27 protein-coding genes and 1 riboswitch are annotated in these 24,050 nt (G+C 49.7%); of the genes, 15 read left to right on the top strand and 12 right to left on the bottom strand.

All coding sequences use genetic code 11. The annotated features are described in order from the left end of the window. The first annotated feature begins 36 nt into the window (after positions 1-36). A complete protein-coding gene (locus tag KD909_RS13830) occupies positions 37-357 on the top strand; it encodes a PadR family transcriptional regulator (protein ID WP_031424354.1) in 321 nt (106 codons plus the stop codon). Continuing rightward, a complete protein-coding gene (locus tag KD909_RS13825; protein WP_211781907.1) occupies positions 354-1,385 on the top strand; it encodes a DUF4097 family beta strand repeat-containing protein in 1,032 nt (343 codons plus the stop codon). The genes KD909_RS13830 and KD909_RS13825 overlap by 4 nt, the downstream gene beginning before the upstream one ends. A gap of 36 nt (positions 1,386-1,421) precedes the next feature. Here the strand turns inward: KD909_RS13825 and KD909_RS13820 are convergent, their stop codons facing one another. The 4 genes from KD909_RS13820 to KD909_RS13805 form a co-directional block, all read right to left on the bottom strand. After that, entirely contained in the window at positions 1,422-2,114 is a 693-nt protein-coding gene (locus KD909_RS13820) for a LutC/YkgG family protein (protein WP_211781906.1), read from the bottom strand. Then, the gene (locus KD909_RS13815; protein ID WP_305826701.1) at positions 2,114-3,514 is read right to left on the bottom strand and encodes a LutB/LldF family L-lactate oxidation iron-sulfur protein; all 1,401 of its coding nucleotides are present in this window, start codon (positions 3,512-3,514) and stop codon (positions 2,114-2,116) included. Before KD909_RS13815 ends, KD909_RS13820 begins: the two co-directional genes overlap by 1 nt. A 2-nt stretch (positions 3,515-3,516) precedes the next feature. Beyond that, positions 3,517-4,254, bottom strand: coding sequence for a (Fe-S)-binding protein (locus KD909_RS13810; protein ID WP_031424358.1), 738 nt, complete (start codon positions 4,252-4,254; stop codon positions 3,517-3,519). A gap of 228 nt (positions 4,255-4,482) precedes the next feature. Next, complete coding sequence (locus KD909_RS13805) at positions 4,483-5,766, bottom strand: NCS2 family permease (RefSeq protein ID WP_031424359.1); 1,284 nt, start codon at positions 5,764-5,766, stop codon at positions 4,483-4,485. 245 nt (positions 5,767-6,011) lie between these two features. Here KD909_RS13805 and KD909_RS13800 point away from each other — a divergent pair, with 245 nt between their 5' ends. The 5 genes from KD909_RS13800 to KD909_RS13785 all read left to right on the top strand — a co-directional run bounded on the left by KD909_RS13800 (position 6,012) and on the right by KD909_RS13785 (position 8,819). Then, positions 6,012-6,245, top strand: coding sequence for a hypothetical protein (locus KD909_RS13800; RefSeq protein ID WP_026824564.1), 234 nt, complete (start codon positions 6,012-6,014; stop codon positions 6,243-6,245). Positions 6,246-6,255: 10 nt separating this feature from the next. Continuing rightward, a complete protein-coding gene (locus tag KD909_RS13795) occupies positions 6,256-7,215 on the top strand; it encodes a LacI family DNA-binding transcriptional regulator (protein WP_211781904.1) in 960 nt (319 codons plus the stop codon). A gap of 67 nt (positions 7,216-7,282) precedes the next feature. Then, entirely contained in the window at positions 7,283-7,564 is a 282-nt protein-coding gene (locus tag KD909_RS13790; protein WP_074034990.1) for a HesB/YadR/YfhF family protein, read from the top strand. 97 nt (positions 7,565-7,661) lie between these two features. Next, a complete protein-coding gene (locus KD909_RS15570; RefSeq protein WP_015880450.1) occupies positions 7,662-7,796 on the top strand; it encodes a hypothetical protein in 135 nt (44 codons plus the stop codon). Positions 7,797-7,889: 93 nt separating this feature from the next. Further along, positions 7,890-8,819, top strand: coding sequence for a manganese-dependent inorganic pyrophosphatase (locus tag KD909_RS13785; protein WP_211781903.1), 930 nt, complete (start codon positions 7,890-7,892; stop codon positions 8,817-8,819). A gap of 89 nt (positions 8,820-8,908) precedes the next feature. On the opposite strand, the gene KD909_RS13780 is transcribed toward KD909_RS13785, so the two are convergent. From KD909_RS13780 to KD909_RS13770, 3 genes are read right to left on the bottom strand one after another with little or no spacing between them, the layout of a single operon-like run. Beyond that, positions 8,909-10,033, bottom strand: a complete 1,125-nt coding sequence (locus tag KD909_RS13780; RefSeq protein ID WP_211781902.1) for a DUF418 domain-containing protein — start codon at positions 10,031-10,033, stop codon at positions 8,909-8,911. 20 nt (positions 10,034-10,053) lie between these two features. After that, on the bottom strand, positions 10,054-11,607 hold the full coding sequence (locus tag KD909_RS13775; protein WP_015880457.1) for an ABC-F family ATP-binding cassette domain-containing protein: 1,554 nt from the start codon (positions 11,605-11,607) through the stop codon (positions 10,054-10,056). A gap of 60 nt (positions 11,608-11,667) precedes the next feature. Continuing rightward, a complete protein-coding gene (locus tag KD909_RS13770; RefSeq protein WP_211781901.1) occupies positions 11,668-12,276 on the bottom strand; it encodes an NAD(P)-dependent oxidoreductase in 609 nt (202 codons plus the stop codon). Between the two features lie 126 nt (positions 12,277-12,402). After that, a riboswitch (purine riboswitch) is annotated at positions 12,403-12,504 on the top strand. Between the two features lie 77 nt (positions 12,505-12,581). On the opposite strand from KD909_RS13770, the gene KD909_RS13765 reads away from it, so the two are divergent. The 4 genes from KD909_RS13765 to KD909_RS13750 are packed head-to-tail and all read left to right on the top strand — an operon-like array spanning position 12,582 to position 15,535. Then, positions 12,582-13,163, top strand: a complete 582-nt coding sequence (locus KD909_RS13765; protein WP_078146100.1) for a xanthine phosphoribosyltransferase — start codon at positions 12,582-12,584, stop codon at positions 13,161-13,163. Beyond that, entirely contained in the window at positions 13,160-14,464 is a 1,305-nt protein-coding gene (locus KD909_RS13760) for a nucleobase:cation symporter-2 family protein (protein WP_211781900.1), read from the top strand. The genes KD909_RS13765 and KD909_RS13760 overlap by 4 nt, the downstream gene beginning before the upstream one ends. Before the next feature lie 34 nt (positions 14,465-14,498). Further along, positions 14,499-15,146, top strand: coding sequence for an NAD(P)H-binding protein (locus tag KD909_RS13755; RefSeq protein ID WP_211781899.1), 648 nt, complete (start codon positions 14,499-14,501; stop codon positions 15,144-15,146). Next, a complete protein-coding gene (locus KD909_RS13750) occupies positions 15,143-15,535 on the top strand; it encodes an RDD family protein (protein WP_078146103.1) in 393 nt (130 codons plus the stop codon). The genes KD909_RS13755 and KD909_RS13750 overlap by 4 nt, the downstream gene beginning before the upstream one ends. 22 nt (positions 15,536-15,557) lie before the next feature. Here KD909_RS13750 and KD909_RS13745 read toward each other — a convergent pair whose 3' ends face one another. Beyond that, on the bottom strand, positions 15,558-16,823 hold the full coding sequence (locus KD909_RS13745; RefSeq protein ID WP_211781898.1) for a purine/pyrimidine permease: 1,266 nt from the start codon (positions 16,821-16,823) through the stop codon (positions 15,558-15,560). A gap of 73 nt (positions 16,824-16,896) precedes the next feature. Between KD909_RS13745 and KD909_RS13740 the strand changes: the two genes are divergently transcribed. Beyond that, a complete protein-coding gene (locus KD909_RS13740) occupies positions 16,897-17,601 on the top strand; it encodes an alpha/beta hydrolase (RefSeq protein WP_211781897.1) in 705 nt (234 codons plus the stop codon). A gap of 34 nt (positions 17,602-17,635) precedes the next feature. Here the strand turns inward: KD909_RS13740 and KD909_RS13735 are convergent, their stop codons facing one another. The 3 genes from KD909_RS13735 to KD909_RS13725 form a co-directional block, all read right to left on the bottom strand. Further along, positions 17,636-18,814, bottom strand: coding sequence for an MFS transporter (locus tag KD909_RS13735; RefSeq protein WP_211781896.1), 1,179 nt, complete (start codon positions 18,812-18,814; stop codon positions 17,636-17,638). Between the two features lie 117 nt (positions 18,815-18,931). After that, positions 18,932-19,723, bottom strand: a complete 792-nt coding sequence (locus KD909_RS13730; RefSeq protein WP_015880466.1) for an endonuclease/exonuclease/phosphatase family protein — start codon at positions 19,721-19,723, stop codon at positions 18,932-18,934. Positions 19,724-19,774: 51 nt separating this feature from the next. Beyond that, positions 19,775-21,403: a PTS transporter subunit IIBC gene (locus KD909_RS13725; RefSeq protein ID WP_015880467.1), complete on the bottom strand. Its 1,629-nt coding sequence runs from the start codon at positions 21,401-21,403 to the stop codon at positions 19,775-19,777. A gap of 221 nt (positions 21,404-21,624) precedes the next feature. Here KD909_RS13725 and KD909_RS13720 point away from each other — a divergent pair, with 221 nt between their 5' ends. The 3 genes from KD909_RS13720 (at position 21,625) to KD909_RS13710 (ending at position 23,485) form a co-directional block, all read left to right on the top strand. Next, positions 21,625-22,389, top strand: a complete 765-nt coding sequence (locus tag KD909_RS13720; RefSeq protein ID WP_211781895.1) for a TrmH family RNA methyltransferase — start codon at positions 21,625-21,627, stop codon at positions 22,387-22,389. Beyond that, positions 22,361-22,906 carry a GNAT family N-acetyltransferase gene (locus KD909_RS13715; RefSeq protein WP_015880469.1) on the top strand — a complete coding sequence of 182 codons (546 nt, stop codon included), beginning with the start codon at positions 22,361-22,363 and terminating at the stop codon, positions 22,904-22,906. The genes KD909_RS13720 and KD909_RS13715 overlap by 29 nt, the downstream gene beginning before the upstream one ends. A gap of 87 nt (positions 22,907-22,993) precedes the next feature. Then, positions 22,994-23,485 carry a hypothetical protein gene (locus tag KD909_RS13710; RefSeq protein WP_249199042.1) on the top strand — a complete coding sequence of 164 codons (492 nt, stop codon included), beginning with the start codon at positions 22,994-22,996 and terminating at the stop codon, positions 23,483-23,485. Between the two features lie 26 nt (positions 23,486-23,511). Here the strand turns inward: KD909_RS13710 and KD909_RS13705 are convergent, their stop codons facing one another. Then, a complete protein-coding gene (locus tag KD909_RS13705; protein WP_211781894.1) occupies positions 23,512-24,009 on the bottom strand; it encodes a hypothetical protein in 498 nt (165 codons plus the stop codon). Positions 24,010-24,050: the final 41 nt, after the last annotated feature.

The following is a 24,050-nucleotide window of genomic DNA, read 5'->3' as shown; positions in this document are numbered from 1 at the left end:
TATGCTATTGTTCTATGTATAGTAGGGGGTGGGATGATGAATCCTCAATTCAAAAAGGGCGTACTTAACCTGTGTGTGTTAGCACTCGTCGCGGAACAAGACCGCTATGGGTATGAGCTCGTTCAGGCGATTTCGGCCAAAGTGGCCATTTCAGAAGGTGCTGTCTATCCGTTGTTGCGTCGATTGACGACAGAGGGCTATTTCACGACGTATTTAATGGAGTCTGGAGAGGGCCCTCCACGGAAGTACTATCAAATTACGGAACAGGGCCGCAAACACTTAGTTGAATTGCGAACGGAATGGAACGTATTCACAAACGGTGTCAATGACTTAATCCGAGGGGGAGACGACAGATGAATGAAGAACAGTACTTGTCAGAGCTCGAACAATTATTGATGAACGTGAAGGTGAAAGATCGGCTTGATATTTTACGAGACGTATCGGAATATTTCACGAGTGGTCGATTAGAAGGAAGAAGTGACGAAGAATTGGCACGTGAGTTAGGGGAACCGAGCATACTCGCATCGGAATTGCTCGCCTCTGTCGATATTGAAGAATCGGTCTCGACGCGACCGCCTGCGGTGGTCAAAAGTTCGAACGTAGCCTTCCAAAGCGTCCTCATTCAAGTTCAAAATGCGCAAGTGTTCGTCACCCCATCACAAGACGGTTATGCGTATGCGACGCTTGAGACGGAGACCGATCATGGGGTCGTTATGGATATCGTCGGGGACACGTTGGAAATCCGGATTGAATCCGAACGTCGTTTCGGTCTTTCGGACCTGTTTTCATGGTTTGGGTCAAAGGCACCTGTACTTCGGGTTGAATTGCCTCATCACGCCTATCATCAGATTCAATTGAAAAATCGTCACGGTTCGAGTGATGTACAAGATCTCCAAGCGGAACGGTTCCACGTGGAGAGTGAGAACGGTCGAATCGTCGCGCATCACATTCAAGCACGTCATGGTGTCTTGCGCACATCGAATGGAAAGGTGCTCGTATCGAGTTGTCACGGTCACGATTGGGAGCTTCATTCTTCGAACGGTCGTGTCGAGGCGAAACATTCTCAGCTCGAGCGGATCAATATCCATTCCTCGAACGGTCGAATCGATGTCGATCACGTCACAGGAGCGGTCGACGCCAAAACTTCTAATGGACGGATAGACTGTTCCGTACAAGCGATTCAAGCACCGATTCGCTTAAAGACGAACAATGGGAAAATTGACTTACATGTCGATGAACGTCCGGAAGATGTGACGATTCGTGCGAAGTCACGAAACGGGAAAGTTGATGTGTTTGGAGAGCGGTCGAAAGAGTGCGTATTTGGAGACGGGTCGATTGAAGTGAAATTAACAAGCTCAAATGGGAGCGTCACCGTATCAGGATGAACATAGCCCCTCCATCGATCGATGGAGGGGCTATACTTATAAATCATGTACCAACACATAGGCGACTCGAACAGGACCATGAACGCCGACGATGAGGTTCATCTCGATGTCGGCCGAGTTCGACGGACCAGAGATGAAATTGACACCGTTCGGGGAATGGAGACCGTCTCGGTCGAGTGTGGCGAGTTGTTGTGCCGTTTGCGTCATACGTGGGACAAGGACAGATTTCGGGATGATCGCAATATGGTCTTGTGGTAACAGACTGATTGTCCGTGATCTACCAGGCTTCGCATATTGAACGATTGTCGCACTTTCCGCAAATGCCGCATCCGCAATCGTGATGCCGATGTCCGCTCGAGTGGCCAGCTCTCGACTCGCTTCGGGTTGTGACGAATCCCACCAATCAAACGTCTCACTTGTTGCAGGTGCCCAAGCGGAAATTCGCTCATCGTTTTCTGCGAGAATCCGTGCGCCATGATAGCGTTCAATCAAGAGGCGAAGCGTATCATCAAGCTTCGCAGATTCACATTCCACCAAATCGGTATGGATTCGGGTCGCGACCATGCGGAACGTCTCGAGCAACTCTTCTTCACTCGCGCCTTTCAATACCTCATCTTGCGGACGATGTGTATATTCCCGTTTTGGCGGCGTGAGCTTGACCTCACGACCGAGTTGCTTGGCGATTCGTTGTAGAAAGTCCTCACGGTTTGTGATTGTACCAGGATTCATCAGGCATTCCCCCGTTTCTTGAACCAATCTCGGACGGTCTGTTTGTTCGGTTGTGGCAAGTCTTTCGAGTCCGTCCAAGCCGGTAGCCCTTTCTCAATCTGACCCGAGGTGGCGAACGGTGATGTCGCAAACGGTGCGACATGTTCTGCGGCTTCGAATAAGAATGGACTCGAAGCGGTGACGGCAAATCCTTTCATCGCAATCCGCTCCACGAAAGGTGATTGCTTTTTCTCCTCTACGATGACGCGTCGATGTTCAATCAACAGTTCATGCAGCGGAATCTTTACAGGACACGCCTCCGTACAGGCGCCACAGAGACTCGACGCATAGGGGAGTTCTTTATAGTTCTCGTATCCGTCAAGGAGCGGAGCCAAGACGGCACCAATCGGACCTGGATAGATCGACCCGTACGCGTGTCCACCGATATGGCGATAGACGGGACAGACGTTGATACAGGCCGCACAGCGGATGCATTGCAACACCGATTGAAACTGTGTCCCGAGAATACCAGAACGCTTGTTGTCAACGATGACGAGGTGGAACTCTTCGGGTCCATCGACTTCACCGACTGCGCGCGTCCCGGCGAACGTCGTAATATATGACGTGAGTCGCTGACCGACTGCGCTTCGACAAAGCATGTTGACGAGTACCTCGAACTCTTCATAAGACGGGACGACGCGTTCCATGCCCATGACAGAGATGACCGTGTCAGGAAGTGACGTCACCATGCGTCCGTTCCCTTCATTGGTCACCAGCCCGACGGCTCCACTCTCTGCGATGGCGAAATTACAGCCGGTGATGCCGACTTCTGCCTTCAAAAAGTCTTTGCGCAGTTCTTGACGCGCATAACGACCGAGTTCAGTCGGATCGTTCGAACCGGTATAGCCGTGAGCAGTGAACGTCTCATGCACAGCGTTGCGGTCTTTATGCAGAGCCGGGGCGACGATGTGAGACGGTGGATCTTCGTCGAGTTGTAAAATCCATTCCCCTAGGTCGGATTCGACGACAGTACACCCTTCTTCTTGAAGTGCCTCGTTCAACCCAATTTCTTCTGTGACCATCGATTTTGATTTCACGACATGTTTGGCTTGTTTCGACCGAACGACTTCCCGAATGTAGCGGTTCGCTTCTTCTGGTGTTTCCGCGAAAAAGACACTTCCGCCGCGTTTTGAAACATTCTCGCTCAATTGATATAAGTAATAGTCTAGGTGTTCTAACACATGTTGACGAATCTCTTCCGAGTGGTCACGGAACGCTTCCCATTCCCCAAGTTCACCCGCAGCATTCAACCGGCCATCCCGTAGACGGTTTTGAGCCGAACTGACGGCCTGCCGCATGAACGCATCTTCGATTCCATCTTTTCGTCGATCTTGAAACTTTTCATCCAATCGAATCCCCATGCTCATGCTTGCTTCACTCCTTCGTTCAAGACTTCGGCAATATGCATCACTTTAATCGGATGTCCCTGTTTATGAAGACGTCCGCCGATATTCATCAAACATGAAGCATCCGCTCCGATCAACACCTCTGCCCCTGACTGTAAGATAGAATCGACTTTTTCATCTACCATTTGTACCGATACGTCTGGCATCTTGACGGAGAATGTCCCGCCGAACCCACAACAGTTATGTACGTTCGCGAGGGGAACCATCGTCAGTCCATCGACGTTTCCGAGCAACTTTCCGGGAGCCGCTTCGATTCCGAGGAGGCGGGTCATATGACAAGACGCGTGATAGGTCGCTTTGGCGGGAAACTTGGCACCGACATCTGTGACTTCGAGCACATCGACGATGAACTGCGTCAGCTCGAACGTTTTGGCGGCATGTGCCTCTGCCCGAGGACCCCACACAGGGTCATCTTGGAACAAATGCGGATAGTCACGCATCATCATGACACACGACCCCGATGGTCCGACGATATATTCTGCATCTGCTTGTTCAAACGTTTCAATCATGTGCTTGGCAATCTTTTTTGTTTCCTCATGATAGCCGCTGTTGTAGGCGGGTTGCCCACAGCACGTCTGTTCAAAAGGGAACGTCACCTCGCATCCTAAATGTTCGAGTAATTCGACTGTCGCTTGTCCGACGGATGGAAACAACGTATCAGATAGACAAGTGACGAATAAAGCTACATTCGGCATAGCCATTCCTTCTTTCTTCTGATGATAGCGATTTCAACGTCATTATTTCATAAAGCGTAGGAAAGTGACAGAAAAATGGGGAGAAAAACTGATTTATTTGTAAAATCCTGTCTAATTGATAACGTATCTCACTGAACCGATATTCATCTCGTTTCTGATATAAAACAGGTAGGAAGTACGTATAACAGAAAAAGATCCTCGATACATGACGAGGATCTTCTGTCTAACTTATAGGAAGAACATTTCCAAGATGAAGAGTGCGCCGAACAAGTAGATGAGCGGGTGAACCGTCTCCTTGTTCATTGCTTTGAAGATCGGGTACAAGATGAACCCGAAGGCGATTCCGCGTTCGATGCTTCCTGACAAAGGCATGATCAAAATCGTCATGAACGCTGGGAAGTATTCGCTGAAGTCGCTCCAGTCGATGTACCGGACGTTCGTCAACATGAGTGCCCCGACGATGATGAGTGCAGGAGCCGTGATCGCCGCAACGCCAGAGATGGCGCCGATAAGTGGGCTGAAGAAGAGTGTCAATCCGAACAATCCGGCGACGACGGCCGTTGTGAGACCTGTACGTCCACCTTGCGCGACACCGGCAGCAGACTCGATGTATGCCGTAGACGGGCTCGTTCCGACGAGTGATCCACCCATTGTGGCAAGCGAGTCGGCAAAGAGTGCACGGTGACCATTCTCAATTGTTCCATCTTCTTTTAAGAGACCGGCCTGTTTTCCGACACCGACAAGCGTACCTGTCGTATCAAAAAGCGTGACGAGGAAGAACGAGAGGACAGCACCGAACAAACCGTATTGAATGACATCACTAAATGCCGTCACGGGGTTGACCATGAGTCCCTCGGGAAGCGTCGGCATCGCCGTGACACCATCGATTTTTAAGATGTCCATGAAGTATGCTGCAATCCCAGTGAGTACCATCCCGATGAGTAAAGAACCGGGTACGTTTCGTGAAAAGAGAAGTGCCGAGACGATCAAACCACCGAGTACAAGTAGTACTTCTGGAGAAGACACGTCACCGAGACGCACCAAGTTTGCTTCATCCGCAACGATCAAACCTGATAGTTTTAATCCGAGTGAAGCGATGAAAAGACCGATTCCGGTCGTGATGGCATGCTTCAACGAAGTCGGAATCGCTTGAATCAACTTCGTCCGAATTGGAGAGAGCGACAAGATTAAAAAGAAGACGGACGAGACGAAGACGACGCCGAGTGCGGCGGACGGGGCAATCTGTTCTTGAGCGACGAGCGTGTAAGCGAAGAATGCGTTGAGCCCCATCCCGGGTGCTACAGCGATTGGTAAGTTCGCATAAAACGCCATCAAGCCTGTCCCGATGAGGATGGCAATGATTGTCGCTGTGAATGCTTGTGCGAACGGAATCCCTGCGTCAGATAGAATCGCTGGGTTGACGACAGAGATGTACGCCATCGTCACGAACGTTGTGATCCCAGCAGTCACTTCCTGTTTAACATTCGTACCATGTTGTTTCAATTGAAAAATATTCATCGATATAACTCCTTATTCCGGTCTATTTCCGAACATTAATTGAGGAAAATGCTTAAATTAACGTTATCAACTTGATGACTATACAAAAATGTTTGATTCCCGTCAATTGTTTTGAGTAAAAAACATGAAAAATGAAAGTTGAAGACAAATAATGTTCGGAAATAAACTTTTTTAAAAAAGATGCTTGCTCTGAAACGCGTTTCAGAAGATACGGTATAGACAAAGGGAGGGGAACCGATATGAAACCGACAACGTGGAAGACATGGTGCAGTGGAATCGTATACGAGCTCGTCATCAATCAGTTGTATACACCGTTTGGAAAAATGTTGTGTACCCGTTTCCGTGAAGAATTTCTTCATCTTCCGTTAGAAGAGCGCTTCCGTCTCGTTCAAGCGATTCGTTGTCAAGTCGTCGAAAGAGGTGACAGTCAGCAAGCAGAGTGGGTACACTATATGCAAAGACTGACAAGTTGAGGTGGGACGAATGGCAAACATTCGAGATATCGCGAAGCACGCTGACGTATCGGTGACGACGGTCTCGCGTGTGTTGAACGAGCATCCGTACGTATCGAAAGAAAAACGGACCCGTGTACATGCGGCAATGAAGGAGCTCGGGTATTTGCGAAATCAACAGGCGTTGACGTTGTCGACAGGGAAGACGCAACGAATCGTCGTCATCCTACCTTATATGGATCATCCTTATTACGGTTTCTTCGTTAATGGACTCGCCAAGGCGGCGCTCGAGCACGATTATCGCCTCGTCATGTGGCAGACGGAGTATAAACTGAGCGAGGAACGACAAGCGCTCGATTTATTGAAGCACCGTGAAGTCGATGGGGCAATCGTCTTGTCTCATGAGATGTCCTTTAAGGAAATGGAGACATATCGCGCGTATGGACCGATCGCTGTGGCGACCGTCGGTGCACCGGAGACAATTTCGTCGATCCATGTCGATCATTACGCATCGTTCGTATCAGGTATTCATGTGTTACAGCAATACGGATATGAAGAGATTGGAATCATCTTGTCAAGAAGCCATAGTCCAAGTTCCCTTGCGCGTCAGCAAGCCTATTTCGATGAAGTAGCGCATGCGCGTGAGCAATGGATTTGGACGGGCTATTTGACGAGTGAGGACGGTATTCGGCTAGCTGAAACGTTCCTCTCTCAAAAAGAGCGTCCTCGAGCGCTCTTTTTCTCGTCCGATTATGTCGCCCTCGGATTTTTAGGAGAGATGCAACGGCGAGACATCAAGATTCCTGAGGAAGTCGCTATGCTAGGCTTTGACGGACATCCGATCGGTCATGCATTCGGACTGTCGACGATGCTCTCACCGAATGAAGAAATCGGGCGGCGCTTATTTGAAACGACGCTCGCTGAAATGAATGGTGCGCAACCGGAAACGCATGGCATGACAGTGAGCTATCAAGTTGGCACCACACTTTAGGCAACTTCCTCGCTCGACTCTTTTGAAACGTTTAGAATGAAAGGAGTAGTCGAGAGGAGGAGATGTTATGAAGATTCAAGTAACAGAAGAAGCGCTCCAATGGTTTAAAGAAGAAATGGAAGTCGAAGCAGGCCAAACGGTTCGTTTGTTTGCCAAATACGGAGGTTCGACAGACTTGACGCACGGTTTTTCTGTCGGAGTCATCACAGAAGACGTGAACAATGCGGCTGTTGAGACCGAAGAAGACGGCATTCGTTTTGTCGTGGCGGAACAAGATGAGTGGTTGTTCCAAGGACAAGACGTGAAAGTCGAACTTCGCGGAGAAGAAATCGTCTTCGTGCAGGCCTGACGTTTCAGTTTGTTTACGTTTAGTGAAATGTCGTTTGACGAAATCTGGCTTGGGGAACAGATTACGACAAGTCGGATTTTCGAAAGGATGACACGATATGTCAGACAAAGAAAAGCGTGAACAAGAAGAAAAAGAAAAGTTAAAACGAGATCAACCGGACATCTCCCATGAAGAAGATTCAAAAGGAGATCATTCCGACCTCGAAGAGACAGATGAAGACGAACAAGCATAAGAGCCGACACGGCTCTTTTTGTTTGGGAATTGAAAGAAATGCCGTGGGCGTTATAATGGATAAGGGAAAACTATTTAGTGAGGAGAATGAGACATGAGTACAGTACTAGTCTTCGGACATAAAAATCCAGATACCGACACAATCACATCAGCGCTCGCCTATGCCGAGTTGAAAAAGAAATTAGGGATGGACGCAGAAGCGGTACGTCTCGGTGAAGTGAACGGCGAAACACAATATGCGCTCGATCACTTCCGTGTGAAAGCACCACGATTGATCGAGAGTGTGAAAGGTGAGGCGGAAGAAGTTATCTTGGTCGACCATAACGAGTTCCAGCAAAGTGCGGACGGGATTGAAGACGTGCGAATCCTTGAAGTCATCGACCACCACCGTATCGCAAACTTCCAAACGGCAGACCCGCTCTACTATCGTGCGGAGCCAGTCGGATGTACGGCGACAATCTTGTTGAAGTTGTATAAAGAGCATGGTGTCGAAATCGCAGCGGATATGGCCGGCTTAATGCTTTCCGCCATCATCTCAGACTCGCTTCTCTTCAAATCGCCGACATGCACAGGTGAAGATATCAAAGCAGCGAAAGAACTTGCGGAGATTGCTGGCGTCGATGCGGAAACATACGGTCTTGAGATGCTCAAAGCCGGTGCGGACCTTAGCCAAAAAACGATTGAAGAACTCATCTCACTCGATGCGAAAGAATTCGCGATGGGCGACTATCGTGTCGAAATCGCACAAGTGAACACGGTCGACGCGAATGATGTCTTGAACCGTAAAGCGGAAGTCGAGGCGGCCATTGCCAACACGGTTGCAGCGAAAAACTTAGACTTGTTCGTATTCGCCATCACGAACATTTTGACGAACGATTCGGAAGCCATCGTTGTCGGACCAAAACCCGAACTCTTCGAACAAGCGTTCAACGTGACCCTTCAAAGCGGATTGGCGACACTTCCTGGCGTCGTCTCACGTAAGAAGCAAATCGTGCCATTCTTAACGGAAGCGGCAACAAAATAAAAACTCGAAGCCGTGGCCTCGAGCGGAACTGCAGACGTATGCTCGTCTGCAGTTTTTGTTTAAAAAAGACCGGACAATGAAGTCCGATCTTAGGATGATTTTGTTTGTCGTCCGTATGTTCCGAGACGCCATAGTTTCTCAAACGGTCCGTAGCGGTGAGTCTTTAGCCACCACATCGAGAAGAACGACTGCGCAATCAAAATGGCGATGCTGAGGAATAGACCTTCGGTTAAGGAAAGCGCCCCGTACGCCCCGAGTGCGATCACTGGTAAGACAATGATCAATGTATGTGTCAGATAGTTCGTGAGTGCCATTCGACCGAGTGCTTGAAGCGGGGCGAACGTCCGACCTTTTCGAACGACGATGGTGAACAGGCAGATGTATGTTGTAGCGAGCAGTTTTCCGGAAATCCATACAGCTGCTGAGTTCGTTGACATATAAGAGGCGCCATCACCGTAATGATGCCAGATGATGATTCCCCAGAATGGTATGGCTGCTATTGCGCAGATAGCAGCAGTCCGGGTCAATCCTTGGATACTCCAAGTCAGAAGCTTTCGTTCCCGTCCGATGAAGAGACCGAGTAAGAACAGACCGAGAATCTCGATTCCGACAAAAAGTGAATTTTGAATCATAGTAAAAATCTCGTTGTCGAATCGATAGTCTAGCCAAGGGCCGAAGCCTGAATTAAAGACCGTCGGGAACGACTCTCCTAAATACATGTATCCAAAAGCCCACTCTACATAGATAGGGGCAACGTTGAATAGTAAGAAACTTCCAATCAATAAACTCCACGCCCACGCCAGAATGGCGCGGTTACTCAATCCGTAAAAGAGGGGAAGCAATAAGCCCCACATGGCGTACGTATGGAGGATATCCCCTGACCAAATAGCCAGGTGTGCCAGACCGAACAAGAAGAGAATCAAAATCCGGCGTATGTAACGACTGACCGATTCGCCACGAGCGTAAGAACGCTCGAGGAAAATCGAAAAGCCGATCCCGAATAAGAGGGAGAAAATCGTATAAAACTTCGTCTGCACGAACAAATCGAAGAGTGTGCGGACGAACAAGTCGCTCCCGTAATAGTCGGGACGACCAAACATCCAGTCGCTCCCGAGCATACTCGGGATATTGACGAGGAAAATGCCGCAGAGGGCAAACCCTCGGATAATGTCATACAAAATAATCCGTTCATTCGTTTGAATTGGGCCAGCCATACGACACGTCCTTTACTGAATTAGAATACTTTCGTCGTCCACGATTCACAGTTCCAGACGTCTGTGACGATGTCTTCATAGAATTCTGGTTCGTGACTGATAAGGAGGACGCTTCCTTTGTACTCTTTCAACGCACGCTTCAACTCTTCCTTCGCGTCGACGTCCAAGTGGTTCGTTGGCTCATCGAGTAAGAGCAAGTTCGTTTCGTTGTTTAAGAGTTTGCAAAGACGTACTTTCGCCTTTTCTCCACCACTGAGGACAGAGATTTTACTTTCAATGTGCTTCGTCATGAGACCGCATTTCGCGAGCATCGCGCGCACCTGCTGTTGGTTGAGTGAGGGGAATTCGCTCCAAATCTCTTCGATACACGTGTTGTTGCTTGATGCGGCTTCCTGTTCGAAGTAACCCATTTCGAGGAACTCACCACGTTCGACTGTTCCTTCAAGCGGGTTGATCAAGCCGAGTAAGCTCTTCAAGAGCGTCGTCTTCCCGATTCCGTTCGCTCCGACGAGGGCAATCTTTTGACCGCGCTCCATCTGAAGGTCGAGCGGACGTGAGAGTGGCTCATCGTATCCGATGACGAGACCTTTCGCATCAAAGATGAGGCGCCCCGATGTACGTGCCTGCAAGAAGCGGAATTCTGGTTTCGGACGTTCCGCACTCAATTCGATGACATCCATCTTATCGAGTTTCTTCTGACGTGACATCGCCATGTTTCGTGTCGACACACGCGCTTTGTTTCGGGCAACGAAGTCTTTCAAATCCGCGATTTCGGCTTGCTGACGCTTATAGGCGGCTTCAAGTTGCGAGCGTTTCATCTCGTACACTTCCATGAACTTGTCATAGTCCCCGACGTAGCGGTTCAACTCTTGGTTTTCCATATGGTAGACCAAGTTGATGACGCTATTTAAGAACGGGATATCGTGTGAGATCAAAATGAAGGCATTGTCATAGTTTTGGAGATAGCGTTTCAGCCACTCGATATGCACTTCATCCAAATAGTTGGTCGGCTCATCGAGGAGCAAGATATCTGGCTTCTCTAAAAGCAACTTCGCGAGCAATACTTTCGTACGCTGTCCACCTGATAAGTCCGTGACGTCACGGTCGAGACCGACGTCTAAAATACCGAGACCGCGTGCGACTTCTTCTACTTTCGCATCGATGATGTAAAAGTCGTTCGAGTCGAGCGTCTCTTGAAGCTCACCAACCTCCGCGAGCATGTCTTCCATCTGTTCCGGTGTCGCGTCGCCCATCTCCATGTAGAGTTCGCCGATGCGCGTCTCCATGTCGATCAGGTATTGGAAAGCACCTTTCAAGACGTCACGAATCGTCATCCCGCGCTCAAGCACCGCGTGTTGATCGAGGTAACCGACACGGACGTTTTTCGCCCATTCAATTTTCCCTTCATCCGGTTGCAGTTTGCGTGTGATGATGTTCATGAACGTCGATTTTCCTTCACCGTTCGCTCCGACGAGACCAATGTGTTCCCCTTTTAAGAGGCGGAAAGAGACATCGTTCAAAATAGCGCGGTCACCAAAGCCGTGGCTCAAGTTTTGTACCGTTAATATACTCATAATTCGTTTTCGTTCCTTTCAAAGTAAACTACCCGATATTGTAGCATGAATTGGATCAAATTAGTACGCCAGTCCGACTGACTCCCGTACGTGTTCCTGTTCTTCAATCGCATGAAGCATGAACTGAGCGACGTCTGCCCGTGAGATGTGTTTCCCGTTCTCTGGCACTTCGTCGATGGCCGTGCGATACGTCGAGGTGCGAGGTCCGTCCGTCAATTGCATCGGTCGTACAATCGTATAATCGAATGACGAATTTCGCCATAAGTCTACGGCTGCGCGATGATCACGGAGCGGTTTCCGGAGCATGAACGTAATGGCTTTCCCCGCAAGGCCCGGAATCTCATTGTCAATCCCTGCTGAAGCGAGATAGATGATACGTGAAATCTTGTTTGCTTTCATCGCAGGGACGAGCTTGTCCGTGACACTCGCTAAAAAGTCAGTGTCGCTCAAATCCGTTCCGAGACAGCTGATGACCGCATCATGACCGTGCATCGCTTCTGTTAAAGCATCGACATCATATAAGTCGCCTTCGATGATTTCAAGTTGTGGCGTCCGAATCAACTTTTTCTGTTCACGAACGAACGCGGTGACGTCATGACCGTGCTCGATGGCTTGATCGATGAATTGATGTCCGGTTCGACCGGTTGCGCCTAATACGAATAACTTCATAAGGGCAAGGCTCCTCTCTCATATCCAATATCTACAGTATACAGCAGTTTCAGAAAAATCGAACATTTCACCGTTTGATTGCAACCTATTGCATTTCTCGTCAGCTCGTCTACAATAAGGTCTATCTTAAATAAATAGATTCGCACTCGTATATCAGCGGAAATATGGTCCGCAAGTCTCTACCGAACTACCGTAAATGGTTCGACTACGGGTGGCGCTTGTCGTATGCTATCGTTGATTTCCATGCGGTTCGTTGCCTCCCGATGAGGGGTGACGAATCGCATTTTTTAATGGAGGGGACAACAATGAAGCAGTTAGAAGACAAAATCCGTGAAGAGGGTCGGGCCTTATCCGACCAAGTGTTGAAAGTTGACGCTTTCTTGAATCATCAGGTCGACCCGGTACTTATGCAAGCCATCGGCAAAGAATTCGCAGAACGTTTCAAAGACGCTCAAATCGACCGCATCGTCACACTCGAATCGAGCGGGATTGCGCCAGCGATGATGACGGCGCTTGAGATGGGCATCCCGTTCGTATTCGCGCGTAAACGGAAATCGCTGACGCTCCAAGACGACCTCGTCGAAGCGGATGTTTATTCGTTCACGAAACAAGAGACGAACCGCATCAGCTTGAGCCGACGTTTCGTCTTACCAGGCGAACGCGTTCTCGTCATCGATGACTTCCTCGCGAACGGGGAAGCGGCACTCGGGCTGACACAACTCGTCGAAGCGGCAGGTGCAGAAGTTTCAGGTGTTGGCATCGTCATCGAAAAATCGTTCCAACCAGGGCGCGATAAACTGATTGAGCGTGGTTATCGCGTCGAATCGCTAGCGCGCGTCGCGAAATTAGAGAAAGACCACATCTCATTCGTGGAGGTCGTTCGATGAATACATTTAAGACGGCAAGTCTCGGATTTCAGCATCTGCTCGCCATGTACACGGGAGCAGCCATCGTCCCGCTCATCGTAGGGGGTGCCATCGGTCTTGGTCCAACCGAGCTCGCCTATCTCGTCGCAATTGATTTATTTATGTGTGGGGTGGCGACGCTTTTACAAGTATGGACGACACGCTTTACGGGTGTCGGATTGCCAGTCGTCCTCGGATGTACGTTCACGGCGGTCGGTCCGATGATCGCCATCGGAAGCGCAAATGGAATTACGGCCATTTATGGCGCGTTGATTGCCAGTGGAATCATTGTCATCCTCATTTCCGGATTTGTCGGGAAGCTCGCACGTTTCTTCCCGCCGGTCGTTCTCGGTTCGGTCGTGACAATCATTGGTCTCTCACTGATTCCGGTCGCCATCAATGACATCGGTGGCGGGATGCCAGGTGAGCCTGGATTCGCATCGATGCAGAATCTCGGATTAGGTGGTTTGACGATTTTACTCATTCTCATCTTGAACCGTGTCGGTACTGTCTTCACACGCGCCGCTGCTGTCCTCTTTGCCGTCCTCATCGGAACAGGGGTTGCTGCTTCGCTCGGTCTCGTGGACTTCAGTCCTGTCCGGGAAGCGGGTTGGTTCCAAATGGTTCAACCGTTCTACTTTGGGATGCCGACATTTGATGTGTCCGCGATCCTCGTCATGACGCTCGTCGCCATTATCTCGATGATTGAATCGACAGGTGTATTCTTGGCGCTCAGCGATATCACGAAAAAGCCAATTGGTTCGAACGAATTGACGAAAGGGTATCGTGCGGAAGGTGTCGCAACGATTCTCGGAGGGATTTTCAACAGCTTCCCGTACACGACGTTCAGTCAAAATGTCGGACTTGTTCAATTGTCAGGTGTAAAATCGCGCCGTGTCATCTTCTGGACAGGTGGGTTACTCATCTTGCTCGGATTCCTTCCGAAAGTCGCCACATTCACGACATTGATTCCAAAGCCTGTTTTAGGTGGAGCGATGCTCGTCATGTTCGGAACGGTCGCTGCTTCCGGCATTCGAATTCTGAGTCAGGTCGATTTTTCGAAAAACGAGAATTTGATCACCATCGCACTCTCGATTGGTGTCGGACTCGGCATCACCGCTAACCCGGCGATTGTCGCCAACATGCCGGAGTGGCTGCAGTTGTTCACGGACAGTGCTATCGTGGCAGGCTCATTCACGGCGCTCGCATTGAACGGATTTTTCCGTATGATGGACCGATTCCGTCCCGGGACAATCATTGCCGAGGAACGGCAAGTCAGCTAGACTGAAGGAAATAGTAGTCTAGGAGGAGTCACGAATGGGGAAAACTGCACTTGTCGTAGGCGCGACCGGCTTGATTGGCCGCGAATTGGTGGAACAGTTGTTAGAGAGTGACCGTTATGATGCGGTCTGGATTGTTGTCCGTCGCTCGAAGCGTTGGAGTCATCCGAAGTTACATGAGATCGTCGGTTTCGAAGAGATGGATTCGTCCCTTCCGCAGATTGACGACGTGTACTGTGCGCTCGGCACAACGATTGCGGTAGCCGGCTCGCAAGAAGCGTTCAAACATGTTGATTTAGAATTACCACTTGAAGTTGCCCGTGTCGCCAAGGCACACGGTACGACGCGCTATGCGGTCGTATCGGCACAAGGCGCATCGTTGCGTTCATCTTTCTTTTACAACCGTGTGAAAGGAGAACTTGAGAACGCGTTACGTATCTTCAACTTCCATCACTTGATTATCGCGCGTCCCTCTCTGTTACTCGGAGAACGTGATTCATTCCGCCTAGGGGAGAAAGCGGCCGAGGTCATCAGTCGACCGTTCCAGTCATTCTTACTTGAGAAGACACCGGAAGTCGCACCGATTCAGGCGCTTCATGTCGCGCGTGCCTTGATTATGGCGTCTGAAGAAGGCGAAGGAATCGAAGTGTTGACGTCAGGGATGATGCAGAGGATGAGCCGATGAATCCATTGACAAAAAAGCGAACGAAAGCCGTCTTGATTGACAGTATCATTGCAGGTCTCGTCAGCGTGGGCGTGGAACAGCTCGTGCGAAAGAAAGTAAAAAGCGAGTTCGTGCATGCGGTCATCACACCGACACTACTGACATATGCCATGGAAGCGTGGCAAATGAGTCGAGGTGGACAAACCATCGGCTATAAACTAATGGGGCTTGAATTGACAAACGATGACGAAACGCCTGTCACGGCGAAACAAGCGCTACAGCGCGCCCTGCACCGTGATACTTCGTCAGTCGTTCGTTATTGGAAAGACCGTGCGCATTTCGAACAAGAAGACGGCGCCGTGTTACCGCACGATGCCCGTTACCATATGCATGTACGTGAAAAGAACTGACCAATATGGCCAGTTCTTTTTTTCAATCCTTGATTTTACTTAAGATGGCAGTCGTTAAGGCGACAATTGTTCCGAGAACAAGCCCGTTAGAGAAGACGGTCGCAAGAAGCGGTGGCAGGTCATTCATTGAACCGGGTGGTAATAACATCGCCCCGGCACCGATGACGAGCGGGAGCCCGACCGTGAGGGATGCCGTCGATTGTTTTAATTCAAAGGCGGCCTCATTGATTCCGATGATGATCATCGTCGCGATAAGCGGAGTCACAATCGCATAACCGACAGCGGCCGGGATGCTCGCAATCAACGAGACGAATGGACCGATGAGTGCTAACCCCATCATGAGGGCGTGGGCAATCAAATGCGGGGCACGCTGGACGCTCTCCGTCGAAGAGAGGAAACCAGCTGTCCCGGAGATGGCGACAGGGCCCGGTGTACCGAACAGACCGGCCACGATTTGACTGACGCCACTGGCGACACCCGATGCGGGAACGTTTCCTTTGATTTCTCGTTTTTCGCGAGAACTGACGATGCGCTCAATCAACTTGATGTTCGCAAGGACGTTCGTCATGAGAAGCAAAGTGATGACGAAAGCCGTCGGCAACAAGTTCCAATCCCACACCCAATTTCCGAACGGAAAAAGTTCCGGTACGAGGAAGAAGGATTCCGAACGGATGACAGGATTTCCAAGGTCGAGTAAATGGAACAAGCCGAACCCGACGAATAGCGTCATGACGAGTCCATATTGTTTAAAGCGACTTTGCTCGAGCGTGAGTGCGAACAAGACGAGCCCAGCCGTCGCCACGGCCTGAACAATATTGATTCCGTCTTCCGTCACCCCAAAGCCACCTTTAATGACAGCCCCTGACAATTGAAGGACGAGCAAAATCATATAGACGCCGAGCACTTGCGGTGTAAACAGGGCGAGCATGCGTCTTAAGATGCCGGTGACAGTCAACAACACACCAAGGATTCCGCTCAAAAACAGCATGAATCCGAGTGCTTGCAAGGTCTCTTGCTGACTTCCGTATAGGGCGGGACCGATGGAGGCGTATAAAGTGAAGACACCCCACCAAATGCCGGCAGGTCCTTCGAGTATCGGGAGGCGATGGCCGAGCAACGTCTGGATGATGCTAAAGAGTGCGAAGATGAAAAGTGAGCGGGATATGAAGGTCATCGTCTCATCTGGTGACAGTTCAAACAAGGCGGCGATAGAGAGTGGTGGTACAATATTTGTAGCTAAAATAAAAATAAACCACTGAATCGTCGTGGTTACATTACTTCTGGTCATGGTGTCCCCCTGATCATGCTTTTTCTTATTAGTGTAACGTTATGATGAAGTGGATGCAAATGGAGGCTATATAATGAAGAAATTCTTCAAGTGGACCGCACTCTCAATCGTAGGATTGCTTGTTGTGGTGGTAGCAGGCTTTTTAATTTGGACGCAGTTCACGTATGGACCGACCGATGAAGCGACACAGTATGCCGAAGAGGGGAAAGTGGTCGACAACCGTCTCGAGTTTGGAGATCCGACGAGTGAGGTCGGTGTCATTCTTTATCCAGGGGCGAAAGTCGAGAAAGAGGCGTATGCCTATTATGGAACACGTTTAGCCGAGGAAGGGTATTTCGTCGCCATCCCGTCGCTTCGACTCAACTTAGGCATTTTAGATATCGACGCAGCCGATCCAATCATCGAGGCACATCCGGAGATTGAACGCTGGGTCGTGGCCGGTCATTCACTCGGAGGTTCGGCGGCATCGGGTTACGCGCTTGAGCATCAAGAGGCGGTGGAAGGTGTCATTTTCCTCGCATCATATCCGATCAGCTCGATGGTCGATAGTGACTTACGCGTGCTATCCATCTCGGGTGAGTTGGATGGATTGGCTGTCCCGGAAGACATCGAGGCGAGTCGAAGCGACCTACCTGACGATAGTCAATTCGTACAAATCGAAGGCGGGAATCATGCCAACTTCGGAATGTATGGTCCACAAAAAGGCGATCAGGAAAGTCCGCTCACATCGAAAGAACAACTCGACGAAGTCCTATCGGCGATTCTCGAATGGTTATAAAAAACGTGCGCACCTGCATCGAGGTGCGCACGTTTTAGCGTTGATCGAGTGAATAACTGACTGCGGTCAACCCGGCTGTGACGAGGGCGACCAAACCACCGACGAGCGCGAGCGTCATGATAGGGCTCGTCGCGTAGACGACACCACCAAGAGCGGAACCAAGTCCGATTCCGACGTTACTCGCCACGGGCATAAGTGACGAAGCGAGACCTTTGGCGTTCGGATTGAACTTCTCCGCCAAATCAATCAAATAAATCTGAGTCGATGTCGTCAATAAAATCGCCATGAACGACATGAGGGCGATATTGAGGAGACCGAGCGTCACATTCGACGTCGTCACAAACAACGCGGCAAGGACGAACGCCTGGACGAGAAAGACGAACCGTAAGCGTCCGATCGGATTGTGACTGGCGATCTTTCCGGCAGCGATATTACTGAAGATCGAGATGAATCCGTAGGCGAATAAAATCGGACTGACCCAAGCGACCGGTACCCCGAGGACATCTTTTAAAATCGGCACGAGATACGTATATACGACATACGTCGCCCCGAAACCGAACGCCGGAATTAAGAAGGCGATCAAGATACGCGGATTCGTCAGGAGTGCCATTTGTTCACGAAGTGATGCTTTTTCTTGAGACAATTGATTCGGCAAGACACGATAAATGGCAATCCAGGCGACTGCACCGAGCAGAGTCGTCAACCAAAACGTGGACTCCCATCCTGCCTGTTGTCCGATGAGCGTTCCGATCGGAACCCCGAACACGTTCGCCATTGTGAATCCACCGAAAATAAAGGACACGGCCACACCCCGTTTTGCCGGAGGGACGCTCTCGCTAGCAACGAGCATGGCAAGCGAAATTAAGACACCTGTGACAACGGCCGTCAGCATTCGCAAGACGAGTAACCACTCATACATGGGAGCGAGACTGCTTAATAAGTTCAGGACGGTGAAGAGAATCGTCAAGCCGAGCATCAATTTACGTTTTGGAAGATGGCTCGTCAAGGACATCGTGATTGGCGTGCCGACGGCAAAGCTGATGGCGAATGCCGATACGAGACTTCCTGCTGTCGCGATGGAAATGGATAGACCGCTTGCGATATCAGGCAAAATGCCGACGATGACAAATTCACTCGTTCCGAGAACGAAGGTTAATAAGGATAGGGATAAAACTAAAGTCCAGTCGCTTCGACTGAGCGAGCTTGTCTTCATGTTCAAACACTTCTTTCTATTTCATTCATTAGTAGTTAGACATCAGTCTTCTCTCACGTTACAAGATTTTCCCCAAAAGAAAAACCCTTTTCTCCCAAGTCGGAAGAAAAAGGTGAATCAGCGCCAAAACACAGTGGCTTCGACACCGGCGTGGTCGGAGACGACGGGGCCGTTCTCCCCATCGAAGACGACGGCATGACGGGAGACGTGAATGGGTGCGTTCGTCAACATCAAGTCGATGCGTAGCGATTTTTTGTTTTCGTCCCACCCGGCGATTTTTCCTTGTACCGTCGCATCGCCTTCACGTTCCGTTGCGAGATGGAACAAGTCTTGAAGTCCATTCTCCATCAAGTAATCGTATCCTTCGCCTCGAATGAAGGCGTCGTTATTGAAATCACCGAGTAGGAGCGCATGGTCGTCATGCTCGACGCGACGGAGAAGTTCGTCGAGTTGATGCTTCACTGGCTCCTCTTCATCATGCCACCATCCAAGGTGACACGAGTAGACGGTCGTCGGCGTTTCAGGACCTTCAATCACGGCTTTGACAATTTTACGGGACTTGTAATTGTCAGGGTCCGTCGTCTTGGATACGAAGAACGACTCGGTCGATAGAAACGGTGTCCGTGACAAGATGGCGACGCCTTCCTCGTAAATATCATATCCGTAATGGGCAAAGTCCCATGTCATGTGATAGTGAAGATCTAACTCTTTCAGGCGCTCGACGAGGACGTGTGCGAAGTTGTTTTCACGGATGTTCCCATAGATGAGTGGGGCCTCTTTATGTTGATTGACTTCTTGGAGCGCGATGAAGTCATACTCTTCGCTTGCGATACGTTCGACAATTGCGTCGATTTTCTCTTGTTGGCGGTCTTCTAACCAGGCATGACAATTGAGCGTTAAAATATTCACGATAGTCCTCCTTTAGAAAAAGGCCAACTCTCGAGCGAGTTGGCCAGTAGATTATGCACCGATGACGTCTTGAATGTCTGATTTCAATACGTCGGCTTTCGGGCCATAGATGGCTTGGACTCCACGGTCTTTCACGATAAGACCCATGGCGCCATTTTTCTTCCATTCTTGTTCGTCAGAGACGAGTGTAACGTCTTTCACGGTCACACGAAGACGCGTCATACATGCATCGACATCCTCAATGTTTTCTTCCCCACCGAGAAGTGCGATAATCCCCATGACTTGTTCGTTACCTGTAACGGATGATTTTTCTGTCGTTTCTTCCATGTAGTTCCCGTTACGTCCAGGTGTCGGCAAGTTCATCTTCTTAATGAAGAAGTTGAAGACACCAAAGTTGAGGAAGAAGAACACGACAGAGACGAGAACGAAGTTGATTAAGTCTTGAAGAAGTCCTGCTTTGACGATCATCGGAATGCGCGTCAAGAGTTCGATTGCACCGAAAGCGTGGACGCGTAGGTCGATGATATCTGCCAATGCGAAGGCAGCGCCGGCCATGAGCGCGTACACCACATAAAGGACTGGTGCGACGAACATGAACATGAATTCGATCGGTTCTGTGACACCTGTCAAGAAGACAGCGAGTCCAGCTGACAAGAACATCGGCTTGTATTGTGCTTTCTTATCCGCATCGACGTTGCGGTACATCGCATATGCGGCACCGATCAATGCAGCGAATGACAAGATGACTTGACCGACTTTGAAGCGGGCCGGAACGACATCAGCGAGAAGAGCATTGTACGCAGCCGTATCACCAGCAGCACGCAAGTTGACGAGGTCCGTTACCCATGCCAACCAGAGCGGGTCTTGACCGGCAACGACCGATCCAGCTGTCGCGCCAGTTAAAATCGTGTACGTTCCACCGAGCTCTGTGTAGTTCATTGGTACCGTGAGCATGTGGTGTAAACCGAACGGCAAGAGGAGACGTTCGAGCGCACCGTAAATGAACGGGGCGAGGACAGGCGCTGTGTTACGTGATGTGGCAATCCATTCACCAAAGCTGTTGAGCGCACCTTGGATGGTTGGCCATACAATCGACAGAACGATGGCAGCAACGACTGAACCAAGGATGACGACGAATGGTACGAAGCGCTTCCCGTTGAAGAACGAGAGGGCGTTCGGTAACTTGTTGAAGTTGTAGAAACGGTTGTATAGTGCACCACCGAGGAAACCGGCGATGATCCCGACGAACACACCCATGTTGAGGGCAGGTGAGCCGAGTACAGATGTGAAGTAGTCAGCGACGACAAGGTTCGCACCGAAGAGTGACTCGATGGTCGCTTCCGGATCTTGAAGCATGGCCCCATTGACACCGAAGATGGCACCTGTGACACGGTTGATCAAGATGAAGGCGAGAAGTGCTGCGAATGCACCGCCTGCACGATCTTTCGCCCACGAACCACCAATCGCGACTGCGAAGAGGATATGTAAGTTGACGATGATGCCCCAACCTAAATCTTCAATGATACGAGCTGTTGTTAATAAAATACCGACATCTCCGGCTGACATTCCAATCAATTTACCGATGGAAATCATCAAGCCGGCAGCTGGCATAACGGCGATGACGACCATCAAGGCCTTACCGAGTTTCTGCCAGAAATCGAATGAGATCAATTGTTTCATGCTATACGCTTCCTTCCTGTGAGGGAGTTTTATCTATTTTTTGTTTGCCAATAGTGCAATCGCTTGCATAAATGATTGTAATCGATTGCATAAATTCATGCAACCGTTTTCGCTATTTTCATTTGTTTTCATTTTTTGAAGTGTGAAGGGTAGATGTGAGGCGAACTTGTCAGTCGAATCGAATCTAGCTACAATATGATAGGTTGAAGGGAGCGAGAAAGATGGGTTGGAGACAGACCACATCTGCTTTGACGAAGGACGAGCAGATGGAATTAAAAGAAGAGTTATTGCAGAAGGGTGTATTGAAGGAGGACGATCTTCCTCTATATGAGATGCTCATGCCAGACCGCATTAAACGGATGTATGAAGTGTTGAATACACGAACGAACCATATCACGATTTTGACGGAAGGTGTGGACGATCCGCACAACCAATCCGCCGTGTTGCGTTCGGCCGATGCGTTCGGGGTACAGACGTTGCACGTCGTCGAAGGACGGGCAAAGTTCAAACCGAACTCGATTATCGCCAAGAGTGCCGACCGCTGGGTGGACGTCGTGGAGCATGGCTCCATTGAAGAGGCGATTGACGCTTTAAAAGAAAGTGGTTACCAAGTATATGCGACCGCGTTAAGTGAAGAGGCGATTCCGCTCGAAGAAGTGGATGTGTCGAAGCCGACCGTTCTTCTATTCGGGAATGAACATAGTGGTGTGTCAGAAACCGCACTGAAGAAGGCGGATGGGAACTTTGTCATTCCGATGCAAGGATATGTGCAGAGTTTGAACATCTCCGTGGCGGCGGCGATTTCCTTGTACGATGTCACGACACGGTCACGACATATCGTGACGGATGGCTACGAGCTTCCGGTCGAAGATCAAGCGCGTATCTTCAAAGATTGGATGGTAAAGAGCTTGCCGAAGCGTACGCTCGGACTGTATAAACAAAAAGGTGTCACGGCTTTTGAACGGGAGACAGGAAATTCAGAATGAACGGCGAAATGAACAGACGTACGGAATCTTTGTCCAGAAACTGAAAGGGGATGGCACGATGAGTACGACGAGTTCATTTATCGTAAAAGATGTGACGAACAACTTTAAGGATTTTGAAGAGGACTTTTTCCGACTATATCGCACGTTATATGGTGACCTCGATCAGTTGCGATTTAAAGAGCGTCTGTATCGGCACGCCAATCCGTTAGTGCTCTTAGCCTTTTCGGAAGAGCAACTGGTCGGCTTTAAAATTGGTTATGAGGCGGAGCCTTATCGATTTTACAGCTGGGCGGGCGGCGTACATCCGGACTTCCAAAAGCATGGCATCGGTCGCAAGCTGATGGATACGCAACTCGAATGGGTCGAAGCGCAAGGGTTCCATTCGATTCGGACGAAAGCACGCAATACGAACAAAGGGGTCATCATTTTGAACCTCCTTTGCGGATATGACATCATGGGCGCCTACACCGAAGATGGCGAGCCGCGCATCATGATGGAGAAACAACTGAACAGTTGAATCGATGCCGCGGTCGTGTGATCGCGGTTTTTTTGTTGAAACCGATTCGACTGAATGAACGTACTTAAAGAAAAGGGGGAATTTGAAATGATAGTATTTGGATTTGGCGGGGATCCGTTCGATAGCTCGATAGGGGACTCATTCTTTAGCGGACTATTTGGTGTGTTTCCAATCATTTTCATGGTTGTGTTCGGTCTGATTATATTTGGATTTATCAAATCGGGAGTGAGCTACTCTAAAACATCAAATACATTGAAGGACTTACAACGCTTCGCCTCACAGCTTGCAGATGACCCAGCCGACGAGACGGCTGAGCGATTGGCAGACTATTTACGTGGCGTCGATTCCTTCCCGATTGAACGGACACGCATGGAACCGTTTCGTGTCGCGCTCGGATGCTATCAATTGGTGATGGAGTCGAGCACTGTTCGCGAAGAGACAAAAGAGCGGGTCGGTCGTCAATATAAGCGTCTCGGAATTTTGGACGGAGAAAAATTTGCTGATGAGGCACCTCCACGTCGACGTTCTTCTTCATCGAGTCATCATGATATCCATCACAATCACCATGACCATATGTAAAAAAGCGAAGGAATCCCTTCGCTTTTTTACATATATCGTAATGCATCAAATTCAATGTCAGTCTGATAACGGACGGCCTGAATGGCACTTTCGATTCGAATGGCACGCTTCTTAATATCGCGTGCTTTCAAGCGATATAGTTCGGGGTCATATAAGGCGTGTTTGATCACGGCAACTCCTTGCACATAGTCTTTCTTCGGACGAAGCGATAATTTCTCATAAAGTCGTGCTTGGACGCGTAACTGAATGGCAAGCTCGATTGCCTCGACGAGCGGGAGCGGACCGTCATGCGTCTCAACGACGGCTTGGACGTTCGCCTCTTGAATGAGACGGTCGAGCTGACGTAAGTCTAGACGAATGTGTTCAAGTTCCATCTCGATGTCTTGAAGGGACCGGGACTGAATGGTCGGAATGGATTCATTCGCTTGAAGCGAGATGAACGCCACATGCTCAATCTCTTCGGTCAATGTATCGATTTGCTCATGGAGCAACTGTTTCAATGTTAGGGCATCTGCAAGGTTCATATCGATTTCCTCCTTCTGCTTTTTCTAACCGTACCATATCG

It is taken from the genome of Exiguobacterium sp. PFWT01 (assembly GCF_018255795.1).
Taxonomy (GTDB): domain Bacteria; phylum Bacillota; class Bacilli; order Exiguobacteriales; family Exiguobacteriaceae; genus Exiguobacterium.
This window is presented reverse-complemented; position numbering and strand designations above follow the sequence as displayed.